This is a genomic window from Lysinibacillus sp. BS3, assembly GCF_039614735.1.
Taxonomy (GTDB): Bacteria; Bacillota; Bacilli; order Bacillales_A; family Planococcaceae; genus Lysinibacillus; species Lysinibacillus capsici.
Genome location: NZ_CP154860.1, coordinates 1,313,806 through 1,328,757, shown reverse-complemented (window position 1 = coordinate 1,328,757; position 14,952 = coordinate 1,313,806). Strand labels below are relative to the sequence as shown.

The window sequence follows — 14,952 nt, the reverse complement described above, 5'->3', positions numbered from 1 at the left end:
GCCGCTGTGTTCGCTCCAGGGTCTCCTCTGAGACGCTATGATCTGACCCCAAAAATATAAACTTTTTTACGAAGCTTTTCGATACTCAACGGGACTTTTTCCGTTGAGTTTTCTTTTAATCCGCTCATGATTGTAATAGTAAATATAATCTGCTAATGCTTTTGTAAATTCTACATAGTTTTTAAACGTAGTTGTGTACAGAAATTCTGATTTCAGAATACCAAAAAAGCTTTCTATTACGGCATTATCTAAACAATTTCCTTTCCGTGACATACTTTGCTTGATTTCATGCGTTGTCAATAACGCTTTAAAACGGGGTATTTGATATAACCATCCTTGATCAGAATGAATGATTAAGCCACTCTTTTTCGATAACTTTGTATACGTAAACGCCTTTTTAAAAGACTGTTGAACTAACTCAAAATTAGGTGATTTTGATACCTCATATCCAACGATTTCTCGATTGAATAAATCTAATACAGCCGATACATAGATTTTTTGACCGTTTATTTTAAACTCTGTGACATCGGTTACCCATTTCTGATTGGATGCAGTGGCTTCAAAATCACGTTGGATGACATTCTCTGCGACATAGCCGACTGTCCCTTTATACGAACGGTATTTTTTAGGGCGTACCGTCCCTTTTAAGCCCAATTCTTGCATCAATCGTTGTACCGTTTTATGGTTGATGAAAAAACCTTCATTTCGGAGGGCAAGACAAATACGACGATAGCCATAACGCCCCTTATGGTGATGAAAAAGTGTCTGGATTCGTTCTTTGATCGCCTGATATTTATCTGGTTTTACCCATTTTTGAAGATGATAATAATACGTACTTTTCTTGATTTTTGCCACTTTTAATAGAGCTTGAAGTGGAAATTCCAGCCTTAGCTCATACACAGCTCTCATTTTTTCTTCGGTTTGAATGCTTCCTTTTCTTGAACTAAGGCTTTCAACTTTTTTAAATAGGCATTTTCCATCCGTAAATACTCAATTTCCGCTTTTAACTCTTCCGTTGTTTTTTCATTTAAATCAGACGAAGGTGGTTGTTTTTTTGGCATTGATTGGTGCTCCTTTTCTATTTGATAGAGCACCTTTCCAGCCTTGGACATCCACTGTTTTTTCCATCTCCGAATGGTTTCACGAGAAGGAATATTAAACTTCGCAGCAGTCTGAAGGAGCGAATCGCCCGTCTCTATCAGGTGTTGAATTACTTTTATTTTAAAAGAATCTTCGTAATTCGTGAACCCTTGAGGACGAATAATTCCTTCAATGCCATGGTATCGATATAATTCAATCCATAATCGAACGTACTGTCGATCCCTCTGTAATCTATTGGCAATCTGATACGTACTTTCCTTTTCTTCAATGTAAGCTAGAACTGCGGCTAACTTTTGTTCATCAGAAATCACTAACTGCACCCCCTATATTAGATTTTTTAAGTCCAATATTTTGGGTGCAGTTCACTAAATCCCCTAGGAGTGACGCTGGCTCCACTCCAATCAACCATTCTGCAAAAGTGTTTTTTCCTTATTTTTCATACTAGCAGAGCGATCAAAATAGCCCATGATTTGCATGATTAGAAAAAGGATAGGTTTTTATTTTCAATGTAGAGAAGTGATGCGTGATAACCCCTCTTCATAAAACCTTCACTTTATTTGAAAACCTTTGCTAATAAGGTAACACTTTTGTGGGGGAGGGGAGGGCTACTTGACTCCCGTGGGATAGCAAGACAGGCAAAACGCTAAACGGAGTGGTAGCGGAGGAAGCAATTCGGCGCTCGCCCACAGGAAAGTAAGTAGCCTGCAACGGAAATTCATTTTCACTTTTTATTGATTGCTTTTTTAACACTATGAAACCCCTTGGTAGATTTCCACAGGGTCTTTTTAATTTGTTTCTTCTTATTTAATAATGCACCACAGAAGAAACATTAGTATTTCAGTAACGGTAAGCACAAAATAACAGGTTCTCAACTAAATATACACCAGTTGACGGAAACAAATCGACGACTGGCTGTGCATATTGAACGGCTATTTGTAAGGGAATTTGCTCGGGATAGGTCCAAAGGCAATCCAATGATATTTAAAGAATCTGCCCATCAATAGCACGACCATCCATGTGACGAATAGAGCAAAGATAAAGCCACCAATGCTCCATAGGTGATAGATTATACTATTACCACCAGTACTTAATTGTCTATAAAGGAAAAGGAAAAATGGATGCAATAGATAGACGCCAAATGATACTGTTCCTAGATTGATTAAGCCATTTACAAAAGCATGGTTCCATTTATCATAGATCCAGAAAGAAAGCTGTAATAAGACAATACAGGCTGTTAAAGATTGTAGCTGAAAAACTAGCTCAAATATTGTGCTGTTCACTATATAGGTTTGTGATGTATAAACAAAGTAATATAAATAAACATTATATATAGTAGAAATTAGCCATATACACCACACAAAAAGTATCTTGATAGGAAAATTTTCTTTTTTTAGTTGAAGCCATCCTTTGTATTTTTCAAAATAAATTCCTAAAAATGCCCCTGCTAAGAAATAAAAGAGATAGGAAAAAGCGATACTCCCTCTATAGGGATACTGCCATAACTCAGCGTTTAATAGAATAAAGACCCATTGAAGAACGAACCCAATCCAAATTAAATAAGGAGATAGTGCTGGTTTTTTCTTTAAAATATATAGGAATAATGGGAACATAAGATAGAATTGAACAATAATAAAAATATAGTATAGATGCGTATACGCTTTGCCTAATAAAAGTTTTTCTAGAAATTCGATACTAAATAGAGAACGCCATGTGTCTACTAAATCATGTGTCACATAAAATTGCATCGCTGCATAATAAAAAATAGAAAAAAAGAGATAAGGAATGAGTATTTGGGTCACTCTTTTTTTATAAAAATGAATGATAAGCTCCTTTGTTAAATCCTTTTGTATATAATTGTAAAATAATACAAAGCCACTTAAAAAAATAAAAGCAGGGACAGCGAATTTAGGGGAGATATTGAAAAATACATAAAATGGATATAATTTTGAGTCACTAGATAAAGTCGTTACAGGTGTACTAGTAGAATGAATAAGAAGAACAGCTAGAATGGCTAAAGCCCGTGTAATAGCTAATTCATTAATATGTGCTCGCTTCATACGATCATCTCCAAAGTATTAATTATAGTATTGAATTCCCAGAATACTGCCTACATACTCTATTGGTATGCTTGTTAGTACAAATTTAGACAAGCTTTGTTGCCTAAATTTGTCTAAAGGAAACAAGTGGGTTGTTCATGAGCTACTATAAAGCGCTTTTATGTCAGGGAGATGTCAACAATAAAAAAAGCTACCACGCTCGCTTTGCGTAGTAGCTGTATGTTGTTATTTGCCAACTAGAATTATTTTCTGGGAAATAGAATAAAGAAGGAAGCTTAATTAAACTCCTTATAATGCAACAAGGATTCTACCTCTTGCTTGACCCTTCAGTAAAATAGGTAAAACATCAGGAAGTTGTTGTAGTGTTACCTCTTGCTGAATAAAATCATTAAGGTTTGCTGGTTTGAAATCAGTCGCTAGTCGATGCCAAATGTTTAATCGAATGTCCATTGGGCAATAAACAGAATCAACTCCAAGTAAACTCACGCCTCTTAAAATGAAGGGAAATACACTTGTAGGAAGCTGTGTACCTGCCGTTAAACCACTACATGCAACAGCCCCACCATATTGAATTTGGCTTAATAATGAGGCAAGTGGCTCTCCACCAACAGAATCAACAGCAGCAGCCCATTTTTGTTTGCCTAATGCTTTAATTTTTCCATCATAAACCTCTTCACGATTTACTATTGTAGTAGCCCCGAGTGATTGTAAATATTCATGTTCAGATTCTTTTCCTGTGCTCGCTTCAACTTGATAACCCAGTGTTGAAAGAATAGATACGGCAAAGCTACCTACACCACCTGTAGCCCCTGTCACAAGAATTTTCCCCTTTTCAGGATGAATACCATTTTCCTCTAACTTTTGAACAGATAATGCAGCTGTAAATCCTGCAGTACCAATTACCATAGCCTCTTTAAGGGAAAGTCCTTTTGGAAGCGGTACAATCCATTGCGCTGGGATGCGGGCATATTCACTAAAGCCACCAAAATGGGAAACACCTATTTCATAGCTAGTTGCAATGACCTCGTCATCAATTTTAAAGCGAGAATCCTCAGAAGAAACAACAGTCCCAGCTAAATCAATGCCAGGAACAAAAGGATAAGACGTAACGATTTTACCATCAGGAATAGAGGCAAGACTATCTTTATAATTAATACCTGAATAACTAACTTTAATTAATACCTCACCCTTTGGTAGATCTTCTAAAGTTAACTTGTTCACTTTCACTGTAAATGCATCATCTTTATTGACTACTAACGCACTAAAATTTTCTGCCGTCATCGTAAACGTCCCCCTACAATTTTATTCCATTAAACAGTATCAAAATTATTCTGACCGGTCAACATAAAATTGGATTGTTGCTACTCTTCATGTATAATAACTTCTATCAAGTCATCGGAGGCTCCTATGAAAAAGAAAGAGGAAGAACGTAAAAAACAGATTATGAAAGCAGCCTTTAACGCTGTTTCACAATTAGGTTATGATAAGGTTACACTACAAGACATAGCCAATCATGCCAGTGTCTCAAAAGGGGTAGTTCACTACTACTTTACAAGCAAACAAAACATTTTATTAGAATTACTTGAATCCACTACGAACAAAATCTACAGCTATGAAATCCAAGAAATAGGCAAGCATCAAACAGCTATAGACAAGCTTCATGCCTACTTAAATGCTGTATTTGTATCCCCTATAGAAAATAAAAAATTTTACAGGGTTTATTTAGACTTTTTAGCTCAGGCAAATAGCAATGAAGAGTACAAAAGAATTAACTTAAAATTTTATGAGAATTGCTGGGGAATTGGACAAGAAATTATTGAATTAGGAAAAAGAGAAGGTGTCTTTAGTTCAGACATTGATTCCTTAACCTATGCAAAAATGATGAGGGCAATGATTGATGGTTCATTAATTCAGTGGTTAACCTGCGATTTAGAAGAACAACATAAATTTTATAAAGAAACCTGTTTGAATAGTATTGTGCGATTATTAAAATAGGCAATTGAAAAGCCTTATTACTATTGTAGTAAGGCTTTTTTTTGCCGTAAAAAAGAAGAATAATTGAATGATCTTGGAAAATATTTATTAACATATTGCATTTATAGATAAAATTACCGTCAAAATTTTCGGAAAAAACTATAAAAAAAGAACAGTTTTAATATTTTGTTTAGTAATTTTTTACAAAAATACGCACTAAAAAGGAAAAAATTGTTTTGTTATGCATTGAAATAGCGTTTATGCAATCGTTTATACAAGAATAAATCTATGTTTTTAATAATTTAAACTGTATAAAAATTTAAAATAATGTCGAGTTGAGTCAATGTTGCAATTTCTTTATACTGTGAAAGTAATTGTTGGAGAGGAGAAAACATCATGAATAAAGAAGTGACAATTATTGGGGTGCCCATGGATTTAGGTCAAACAAGAAGAGGCGTAGACATGGGACCAAGTGCTATCAGATATGCGGGGGTAACTGAACGACTTGAGAGACTTGGTTATTCGATTTACGACGAAGGGGATTTAACTATTGACTTCGTACACGAAGATAAAGACGCAGAAGGAAAGACAAACTTAAAAAATTTAAAAACTGTCACAGAAAGTAACGAGAAGCTAGGCCAAAAAGTAGACCATGAAATTTCTTTAAACCGTTTTCCTTTAGTTTTAGGTGGAGACCATAGTATTGCTATTGGAACATTAGCAGGAGTTTCCAAGCATTATGAGAATCTAGGTGTCATTTGGTATGATGCCCATGGCGATTTAAATACTGGTGAAACATCTCCTTCAGGAAATATCCATGGCATGTCTTTAGCTGTAAGCTTGGGCCTTGGACATCCAGCACTTACAAATATCGGAGGCTATGCTCCAAAGGTAAAGCCTGAAAACGTTGTTATCATTGGTGCTCGAGATTTAGATCCTGGAGAAAAAAAGCTTATTAAGGAAATTGGTATTAAAGTATACACGATGCATGAAATTGATCGTTTAGGAATGACGAAAGTAATGTCAGAAACGATTGACTATTTAAAGGAGCGCACAGACGGTGTTCACCTATCATTAGATTTAGATGGACTGGATCCAAATGATGCACCAGGTGTAGGCACGCCAGTAGCAGGTGGTATTAGCTATCGTGAAAGTCATTTAGCTATGGAAATGCTGTCAGAAGCAAATATTATTACTTCAGCAGAATTTGTTGAGACAAACCCTGTATTAGATCAATACAATAAAACGGCTATTGCTGCGGTAGCTTTAATCAGCTCACTATTTGGCGATACATTACTTTAAGCCATGAATAGAAGTCATTTTGTATCCCAGAAGGAAGAACTTTTCTTAAAAAATTAGGTCGCGACAACCAACTATAAGAAAATAGCTCTCCCTATAGTAAGTTTACAATACAATTTAGCTATTCAATAGCCTTTATTTTGTCAGAAAATTGACAGTTCATAAAATATATAAAACAGTTTATCTATTAACATTCAAATTTTAGATTGTTATCTGTTTTGTACGAAAAAAAGAAAGTGCTTACACAGATAATGAATGTAAGGAGTTTTTTATGGCAGCAGAACAATATGAATTAAAAAGAAGTATGAAAGCAAGACACTTATTTATGATTTCACTTGGCGGATGTATTGGAACTGGTTTCTTTCTTGGATCAGGCTACACGATTAACCAAGCTGGGCCAACTGGTGCCATCCTAGCTTACTTAGTAGGCGGAGCAGTTATGTATTTAACAATGCTATGTTTGGGTGAATTGTCTGTTGCTATGCCGGTATCAGGTTCATTCCAAACGTACACAACGAAATTTATCGGTCCTGCTACTGGTTTTGCCGTTGGATGGCTATACTGGCTAGGTTGGGCAGTAACTGTTGCTCTTGAGTTTTTAGGGGCTGGACAACTAATGCAAAGATGGTTTCCTGATTCACCAGTATGGATGTGGTGCCTAATATTTGCAGCACTACTCTTTGTATTGAATGGTTTATCAGCAAAAGCATTTGGTGAAGCAGAATTTGTCTTCTCCAGCATTAAGATATTGGCAATTATTATGTTCCTTGCGGTTGGTGGAGCAGCTATGTTTGGGCTAATCGATATGAAAGATGGAACAAATGCCCCTTTCCTTACTCATTTTTATGAGGGTGGATTGTTTCCTAATGGTGTAACAGCACTGCTTATTACAATGATTACCGTGAATTTTTCATTCCAGGGTACAGAATTGATTGGTATTGCTGCTGGGGAGAGTGAAAATCCTGAAAAGACTATCCCTAAATCTATTAAGCAAACTGTTTGGCGTACGCTGTTCTTCTTTGTGTTATCCGTATTTGTACTTGCAGCAATGATACCAATGGATAAAGCAGGGGTGGTGGAAAGTCCATTTGTAGTCGTATTAGATAGCATAGGTATTCCATATGCAGCAGATATTATGAATTTTGTTATCCTAACAGCCTTATTATCTGTCGCAAACTCGGGTCTTTATGCTGCAACACGTATGCTGTTTTCACTATCTGTCGAAAAGATGGCAAGTCCCGTTTTAGGGAAAGTTAATAAAAGAGGTATCCCAATGAATGCATTACTAATCACACTCGCTGTAGCAGGTCTGTCTTTACTGTCAAGTGTATTTGCTGCTAATACAGTCTTTGTGTGGTTATTATCTCTAGCAGGCTTAGGTGCACAAATTGGTTGGATTGCGATTACAGCATCTCAAATTGCATTTAGACGCTCCTATATACGCCAAGGAGGAAAAGTAGAGGATTTAAAATTCAAAGCGCCGCTGTATCCAGTGATCCCTATTTTAGGTTTATTAGCGAACTGTATTGTTATGGCAAGCTTGGCTTTTGATCCAGCTCAACGTTTAGCACTCTACTGTGGTGGAGCATTCTTCATTGGTTGTTATATCGTTTATTATTTAAAAGTGAAAAAAGTGACGAATTTAGAAATAAACCAACAAGAAGTCCAATTAAAATTAAATCAAAAAATATATCTTTAATATCAAAGAGTAGCTACTTACATGGCTACTCTTTTCTTCATAGAGAAGCAACAACAAAGACGTATTTAACAAAGAATAGTTCCAATAATAAGAGAAAAAATTTATTGTTTTTCGATAAATAAATATTGAAATAAGATAATTTATCATTTATTCTTCATACAAGAAGCAATTTAATTATGAACAAGTTCATTTGAGGTGGATTCATGTTGAAGAATTTTATTAAAGACTTAGGAGTCTTTACGTATCATCAATCATTATCTTGTATTTTTCCCGTTGTGATATTTGCTACACTTGCACTCTCTAAAGCCATTCAAATACCTGGGGTAGGAAGATATGACTTTATTCTGGCAATCTGTCTATTGACTCAGTACTTGATGTATAAATTTGGTTTAGAAACAAAGGATGAAATAAAAGTCATTTGCTTGTTTCACATTATTGGGCTCGTGCTCGAACTATATAAAGTGAATTTCAATTCATGGTCATATCCTGAAGAGGCGTGGACAAAAATAGGGGGTGTGCCTTTATATAGCGGATTTATGTATGCGAGTGTAGCAAGTTATATTTGCCAAGCTTGGCGTAGGTTTGATTTAAAAATTGTAAGCTGGCCAAAAAGTTATGTAGCTATTCCACTTGGAGCCATTATCTACTTGAATTTTTTCACACACCATTTTATTTATGATTTTAGATGGCTGTTAATGGCACTACTATTTATTGTGTTTTATCGTACTGTTGTAAAATTTACAGTACGGAACAAAGTCTTTAAAATGCCCATCGTTGTATCGTTCTTTTTGATTGGCTTTTTCATTTGGATTGCTGAAAATATTGCAACGTTCTTTGGAGCATGGTCCTATCCAAATCAAGAGGTGTCTTGGTCGATTGTTCATTTTGGTAAAATCAGTTCATGGTTTTTACTTGTAGTCATTAGCATTATGATTGTTGCGCAACTTAAACTATTCTATCGTAATGTAGGTGAAAATTTGGAGAAGAAATCATTCAATATATGACATTCATTTGTAGAACTAGAGAACTTCTAAGAAAATAGTATGGGCTTTTGATAAACTAGTATTTTTACCTTGTACCCATGCCCTTTCATCAAACTGTCCCTTTTTTAACGTGCAATACTGCTGTAGACTCCTTTTTAGAAGAGGATAGGGGGAATGATAATGGTAACAGATATTCGGATGATAAATAGAGCTTGTACAGATGAAAAACAAATTAAACAATTATTAGAAGGCGCACAAACTGCATTTCTTGGTTTGGTAGATCAACATATGCCATATGTTATTCCGCTAAATTATGTTTACAAAGACGGAAGTTTTTATTTTCATGGTGCCAACGAAGGAAGAAAAATAGATATTCTAACAAATAATCGGAATGCATGTATCACAATAAGTGAAAATTATGGAACAATGGTAGACCCTATTCCTGCTAAGACTGATACGGCTTATATAAGTGTAGTAGCAAATGGTTTGGTGGAATTTGTTACTGATTTAAATGAAGCTACTGCTGCTATGCAGGCAATGCTTGATAAATATGTACCAGATTATTACCAAGCACCTTTATCAAAAAAGCATATCGAAAAATATCAGTCATCTTTAGGGAGCAAAACGCTTGTTCTCAAAGTGAAACCGACCAGTATAACTGTAAAAGAGAATAAATTAAATAAACAAATGCTATATTACGCAGGTAGAGTGGTAACACAGGATATGAGTCGAAAATCTACTACTACAGCAATCAATCCAACAAATTAATTACCAGAAAATGCGAGGCTTGGGATATAACCTAAGCCTATTTTTGATGTAGTAATAGTTCATTATGAAGCTATCTATGATTTTGTTAATATAAACTTATTAAAAGTAGAGCTGGAAAGATGTTTTCATCTAACTACCCTAATAATAGATATAGTCATGCGTAAGTGCTATAATGCCTGTGAAAAATCATTGGAAAACAAGTGGGGAGAAGGAGAGGGCAATACAGTTGAATATATTAGTTGTTGACGATGAAAAGGAAATTGCAGATTTAATAGAACTTTACTTAAAAAATGAAAACTATCATGTATTTAAGTTTTATACGGCTCAAGAGGCTTTGGCATGTATTGAGCATGAGAAAGTAGATTTAGCTGTTCTGGATATTATGATGCCTGATATAGATGGGTTTACTATTTTACGAAAAATCCGAGAAACACTAAATTTTCCAGTGATAATGCTTACGGCAAAGGAAGAAGAAATCGATAAAATAAATGGATTTTCTCTGGGAGCAGATGATTATATAACAAAGCCATTTCGTCCATTAGAGTTGGTTGCTCGTGTAAAGGCACAAATACGAAGGTTTACTTTCTACAACCAAGGTTCGAAGCAACAGGAAGATATCATTGATTTTGCTGGCTTGGTGATTAATAAAAACACACGACAAGTCTTTTTAAATGAAAGGTCCATATCCCTTACACCTACGGAGTTCGCTATTCTTTGGTATTTATGTGCAAATCGAGGGACAGTTATTAGCTCAGAGCAATTATTCCAAGAAATTTGGGGGGAAAAGTACTTTAGCAGCAATAACACGGTAATGGTTCACATTCGACATTTACGGGAAAAAATGAAGGATGCTGCGGAGAACCCAAAGTATATTAAAACGGTTTGGGGAGTGGGGTATACCATTGAAAAATGAGTTTGGCAAACTGAAAAGGAAAATGGTTCTACAAATTATTTCGATACTTGTCATCGCTAGCATCATAGGCTTTTTTATTAATTTTGCATTTATTGATGGGGTCTTACAAGCTCCCTTTGCAGATGCTTTTATTGCTTTTTGTGAAAATGTCTTGCAACTTGATTATTATGCTGCAAGCAATGCCTATCATGTGTTATTTCGACAAAATAAATCGCTTTGGCTTGCGATAGGATTTATTTTATTATTATTGATTATTTTCTATATCGCCTTGTCTCGATTTACCCGATATTTTCATCAAATTAGTTCAAGTATTACCATGCTTGCTGATGAGTCAGGGAAGGAAATTGAGCTCCCAGCTGAACTCGATTTTTTGGAAAAAAAATTAAATAACGTGAAATATAAATTAGAAAAGCGTGCAAGGGATGCACAAGAAGCTGAGCAACGAAAGAATGATTTAGTTGTCTATTTAGCGCATGATATTAAAACACCTTTAACATCCATTATTGGCTACTTAAGTCTTTTAGATGAAGCGAGGGATATGCCGGTAGAGCAGAAAGAAAAATATGTGACGATTACATTAGATAAATCTTATAGACTGGAACAACTAATCAATGAATTTTTTGAAATAACCAGGTTTAATTTACAATCCATCATTTTAGAGAAAGATTCTATTCCTTTACAACATATGTTAATGCAAGTGGCCGACGAGTTTTATCCATTGCTGGCACCAAAGGGTCAAAAAGCCATCGTCAAATTAGATGAAGATATTACTATCTATGCAGACGGTAATAAGATAGCAAGGGTATTTAATAATATTTTAAAAAATGCAATTGCCTATAGTGATCCAAATAGTACAATTGAAATTAGTGCGCAAAGCGAAAATAATCAGACATTTATTTCGTTTACGAATACAGGGAAGACGATCCCTCCTGAAAAATTAAAAATGATATTTGAAAAGTTTTACCGCTTAGATAGTGCAAGGTCTACCCAAACAGGAGGTGCTGGGCTTGGTTTAGCCATTTCTAATGAAATTGTACAGGCCCATGGCGGAACCATTACCGCAACTTCTAGTAATGATACAACCGTATTCACCGTGATGATTCCAACCAATTCTTAAGAAACCTTAAGAATTCACTAATAGTAAATTAAAAATAAGCTCCTTTTTTTATGGTTGAATAAAAGCATAAAGAGAAGGAGTTGTTTTTATGTTCAAGAGAAAAGGTATATTGAGTTTATTGTTCTTATCCATACTGATTTTCGTTTATTTACTATTGAAAGAATCGCCAATGACTTTACGTCAGGAAATAGATCATGCACCAAAAGTAGTACAAACAGCCAGTCAGCATATGCTCGATCTTGATATGTACAGTTCGAATGCAATTTTAGTGAATTTGGATGAAAATCAAATTGTTTTAGATAAAAAAAGTGAGGAAAAGATTTATCCTGCTTCTTTGACAAAAATGATGACGGTTCTAGTCGCGATAGAGCAGATCTCCAATTTACAAGAAGAAATCATTTTACCTAAACATATCTTTCGGGATTTATTAGAGGAAAATGCGTCAGTGGCGGGCTTTCTCCCAAATGAAAAGCTGACAGTAGAAGATTTGTTGTATGGCTCTATGTTGCCATCAGGTGCAGAGGCATCACTAGGTTTAGCTGAATATGTTGCGGGGTCAGAACGTGGATTTGTGAAACTGATGAACGAAAAGGCGCAGCAGCTAGGCATGAAAAATACGCACTTTGTGAATACAACTGGACTCCACCATTCAGATCATTATACAACTGTAAAGGATATGTCTTTACTTTTACAATACGCCTTAACAAACGATGATTTTCGAAATGTTTATACAGCAGAAAGATATTCTATAAAATCAACAAACCTTCATCCGGAAGGCATTACTTTTACCAGTCGCATGTTTCAGCATATGACGTCAAGTGCATTGCCAGGAGGGGAAATTTTAGGTGGAAAAACTGGCTATACAGAAGATGCAGGCTTATGTTTAGCAAGCTTAGCCCTTATAAATGGACAAGAATATGTGCTAGTGACAGTAGGAGCGGACGGCAGCCCTAGAACGGAGCAATATAATATTACCGATGCCATTTCGGTATATAGTCAATTATAACTAGCCCTAATAGTGTGTGATTAGAGAATAATTCATTTTCTAGTCACACTTTTTTGTAGTTGTAAAAATAATAGAATTGAATAATAGATGGGAGATTCCATATAAGTCTCTATAACCAACATGTTGTTGGTATGGCAGAAATAATTTATTAATTTTAATCTTCAGAAAAATGATATATAGTAAATATGATCAAATACATTCATCTTTAAGGAGGATACTATGGGGAGATTAGTTCATTTTGAAATTCATGTAAGTGATATGGATCGAGCTAAGGATTTTTATGGGGAAGTTTTTGGATGGTCATTTCAGGACTGGAGTGAATATGCAGGCATGCCTTACTTCGGTGCCGTGACAGGTGAAGATGGTGAACTTGGCATTAACGGTGCTTTAATGCAACGCCAAGGGCCTCCACCAGAAACAAACCAAGCGTTGAATGGCTATGCTTGTACAATGGGTGTTGAAAGTTATGATGTAACGGAAGCAAAAATTCTTGAAAACGGGGGCAAAGTAGCCATGCCAAAGTACGCATTACCAGGAATGGCATGGCAAGGCTATTATATTGATACGGAAGGCAATGTATTTGGTATTCACCAGCCCGATAAAAATGCCAAATAGTATTGAGGGATAAATCGCTCTAAGAAGGAGGGAACCCGCTCCTAAAGAAGCGAAAACCCGCTCTTAAAAGTGTGAGAGCCACTCCACTGTAGTGAAAAACCCACTCATTAGCAGTTGAAAGTAGTAAGACCTATGTTCGAGAAAACGAGCATAGGTCTTTTTTGATTATCAGATAGGTAAATGGGGAGATTTGTAAATATATAATGTTTTATTTTGGTAAATTTGGTATCGTTGAATGAGATAATTTATCAAATGATACATAGTATGCAAGGAGAAATAGCAATGAAAAAAAGAAGCTTTATGTTATTTTTATTCGCACCAATATTGATTTTAGCATCTTGTAGTAGTGAGGATAAAAGTGTTACTGCTAATGAGAAAAAGTATATTTCATCGATACAGAAAAAGGAGGTCTATGAGATTCAACAGCCTGCAAAAGTCAATATTGCTAGAGGTTCAATCATCAATAATATGAATAACGCTTTAAATATTAATGAAATTGAAAGAGGGCTCATGAATTTATCGGTGAATCATTTCTCAACTGACAAGTTTTATATGCAGGAAGGTCAATATCTCGAAGAGAAAATGATCAGCCAATGGTTAAGTAGAAAAACAGATGAAGGTATTGGGTTAAATCCAGCCATTGAAACTAGAAGTGACAATGTGCTAGAGGATGAAAAAAAGTATCCTTTGATTCTCTCACATGTGTTAGAACAAAATTTTATTAATAAAGAAAATAACAAAGTAGAGGGACTATCGATCGCGATCTCGTTAAATGAATTTTATGATATACGAGTTTCCGATGCCAATGGTTTAATTTACACAGGCCAAGTGAAAGTAGACCAAAATGATGATGATATCAACGATGTTAAAAATTATGGGAAGGAAGTAGCTAAAAGGATTCTTGAGGATATTAGAAAAAATGAAAAATATCCGAGAGTCCCTATTTATTTAACTTTATATCAAGAATCTAATATAAACGATATTATTCCAGGCATATTTTTAGCTGAAACCTTTATTCCTAAAGATACAGATACCATAACAAAATGGTTTGATATAGATAAAAAGCATTATATATTCCCATCAGATGCTTTATATAGTTTGGACCAAAATATGTATAATAAATTATTAATTTTTAAAGAGGATATTCAAGGTGGATTTAAACATTTAAATCCTAAAATCATGGGAAAACTTCGTTATGAAGATGGCAAATTAACAGATATTAATCTAGAAATACACGTACCACTGGTTAATGATATTGAATTAATTGGCTTGTTACAGCTCACTAGTACAAAAATAAATACAATTTTATTTGACTATATCCCCATCACCATTCGGGTAATCGATCAGAAGCAGGATGTTGGAATTGTTCTCTGGGACCCAACGGAAAAACAAATTTTTGCATCACCTATTTGAATAGAAA

Annotated in this window: 14 protein-coding genes; 10 read left to right on the top strand and 4 right to left on the bottom strand. The window is 35.1% G+C overall.

The features are described 5' to 3' along the window. Nucleotides 1-66: 66 nt before the first annotated feature. From AAJG31_RS06900 to AAJG31_RS06885, 4 genes are all read right to left on the bottom strand, one after another. Nucleotides 67-909 carry an IS3 family transposase gene (locus AAJG31_RS06900; RefSeq protein WP_066038259.1) on the bottom strand — a complete coding sequence of 281 codons (843 nt, stop codon included), beginning with the start codon at nt 907-909 and terminating at the stop codon, nt 67-69. Further along, nucleotides 906-1,412, bottom strand: a complete 507-nt coding sequence (locus AAJG31_RS06895) for a helix-turn-helix domain-containing protein (protein ID WP_066038258.1) — start codon at nt 1,410-1,412, stop codon at nt 906-908. The genes AAJG31_RS06900 and AAJG31_RS06895 overlap by 4 nt, the downstream gene beginning before the upstream one ends. A gap of 618 nt (nt 1,413-2,030) precedes the next feature. After that, nucleotides 2,031-3,158, bottom strand: a complete 1,128-nt coding sequence (locus AAJG31_RS06890; RefSeq protein ID WP_259949968.1) for an acyltransferase — start codon at nt 3,156-3,158, stop codon at nt 2,031-2,033. A gap of 288 nt (nt 3,159-3,446) precedes the next feature. Continuing rightward, a complete protein-coding gene (locus tag AAJG31_RS06885; RefSeq protein ID WP_279494374.1) occupies nt 3,447-4,439 on the bottom strand; it encodes an acryloyl-CoA reductase in 993 nt (330 codons plus the stop codon). Between the two features lie 126 nt (nt 4,440-4,565). Here AAJG31_RS06885 and AAJG31_RS06880 point away from each other — a divergent pair, with 126 nt between their 5' ends. The 10 genes from AAJG31_RS06880 to AAJG31_RS06835 all read left to right on the top strand — a co-directional run bounded on the left by AAJG31_RS06880 (nt 4,566) and on the right by AAJG31_RS06835 (nt 14,945). Continuing rightward, nucleotides 4,566-5,153, top strand: coding sequence for a TetR/AcrR family transcriptional regulator (locus AAJG31_RS06880; RefSeq protein ID WP_054550665.1), 588 nt, complete (start codon nt 4,566-4,568; stop codon nt 5,151-5,153). A 375-nt stretch (nt 5,154-5,528) separates the two neighbouring features. Then, a complete protein-coding gene (gene rocF, locus AAJG31_RS06875; RefSeq protein WP_048389666.1) occupies nt 5,529-6,434 on the top strand; it encodes an arginase in 906 nt (301 codons plus the stop codon). Between the two features lie 268 nt (nt 6,435-6,702). Then, nucleotides 6,703-8,130, top strand: coding sequence for an amino acid permease (locus AAJG31_RS06870; RefSeq protein WP_004232450.1), 1,428 nt, complete (start codon nt 6,703-6,705; stop codon nt 8,128-8,130). Between the two features lie 203 nt (nt 8,131-8,333). Next, entirely contained in the window at nt 8,334-9,134 is an 801-nt protein-coding gene (locus AAJG31_RS06865; protein WP_054550667.1) for a DUF817 domain-containing protein, read from the top strand. 159 nt (nt 9,135-9,293) lie between these two features. Next, nucleotides 9,294-9,881: a pyridoxamine 5'-phosphate oxidase family protein gene (locus AAJG31_RS06860; RefSeq protein ID WP_066038246.1), complete on the top strand. Its 588-nt coding sequence runs from the start codon at nt 9,294-9,296 to the stop codon at nt 9,879-9,881. 220 nt (nt 9,882-10,101) lie between these two features. Beyond that, complete coding sequence (vanR, locus tag AAJG31_RS06855) at nt 10,102-10,794, top strand: VanR-ABDEGLN family response regulator transcription factor (protein ID WP_199768326.1); 693 nt, start codon at nt 10,102-10,104, stop codon at nt 10,792-10,794. Further along, complete coding sequence (locus AAJG31_RS06850) at nt 10,784-11,911, top strand: HAMP domain-containing sensor histidine kinase (RefSeq protein WP_081011056.1); 1,128 nt, start codon at nt 10,784-10,786, stop codon at nt 11,909-11,911. The genes vanR and AAJG31_RS06850 overlap by 11 nt, the downstream gene beginning before the upstream one ends. 88 nt (nt 11,912-11,999) lie before the next feature. Then, nucleotides 12,000-12,917: a serine hydrolase gene (locus tag AAJG31_RS06845; protein WP_131519623.1), complete on the top strand. Its 918-nt coding sequence runs from the start codon at nt 12,000-12,002 to the stop codon at nt 12,915-12,917. Between the two features lie 219 nt (nt 12,918-13,136). Next, nucleotides 13,137-13,532 (top strand): VOC family protein, encoded by a 396-nt coding sequence (locus tag AAJG31_RS06840; protein WP_103117691.1) that lies wholly within the window; start codon nt 13,137-13,139, stop codon nt 13,530-13,532. A 282-nt stretch (nt 13,533-13,814) separates the two neighbouring features. Continuing rightward, nucleotides 13,815-14,945, top strand: coding sequence for a CamS family sex pheromone protein (locus AAJG31_RS06835; RefSeq protein ID WP_081011057.1), 1,131 nt, complete (start codon nt 13,815-13,817; stop codon nt 14,943-14,945). Nucleotides 14,946-14,952: the final 7 nt, after the last annotated feature.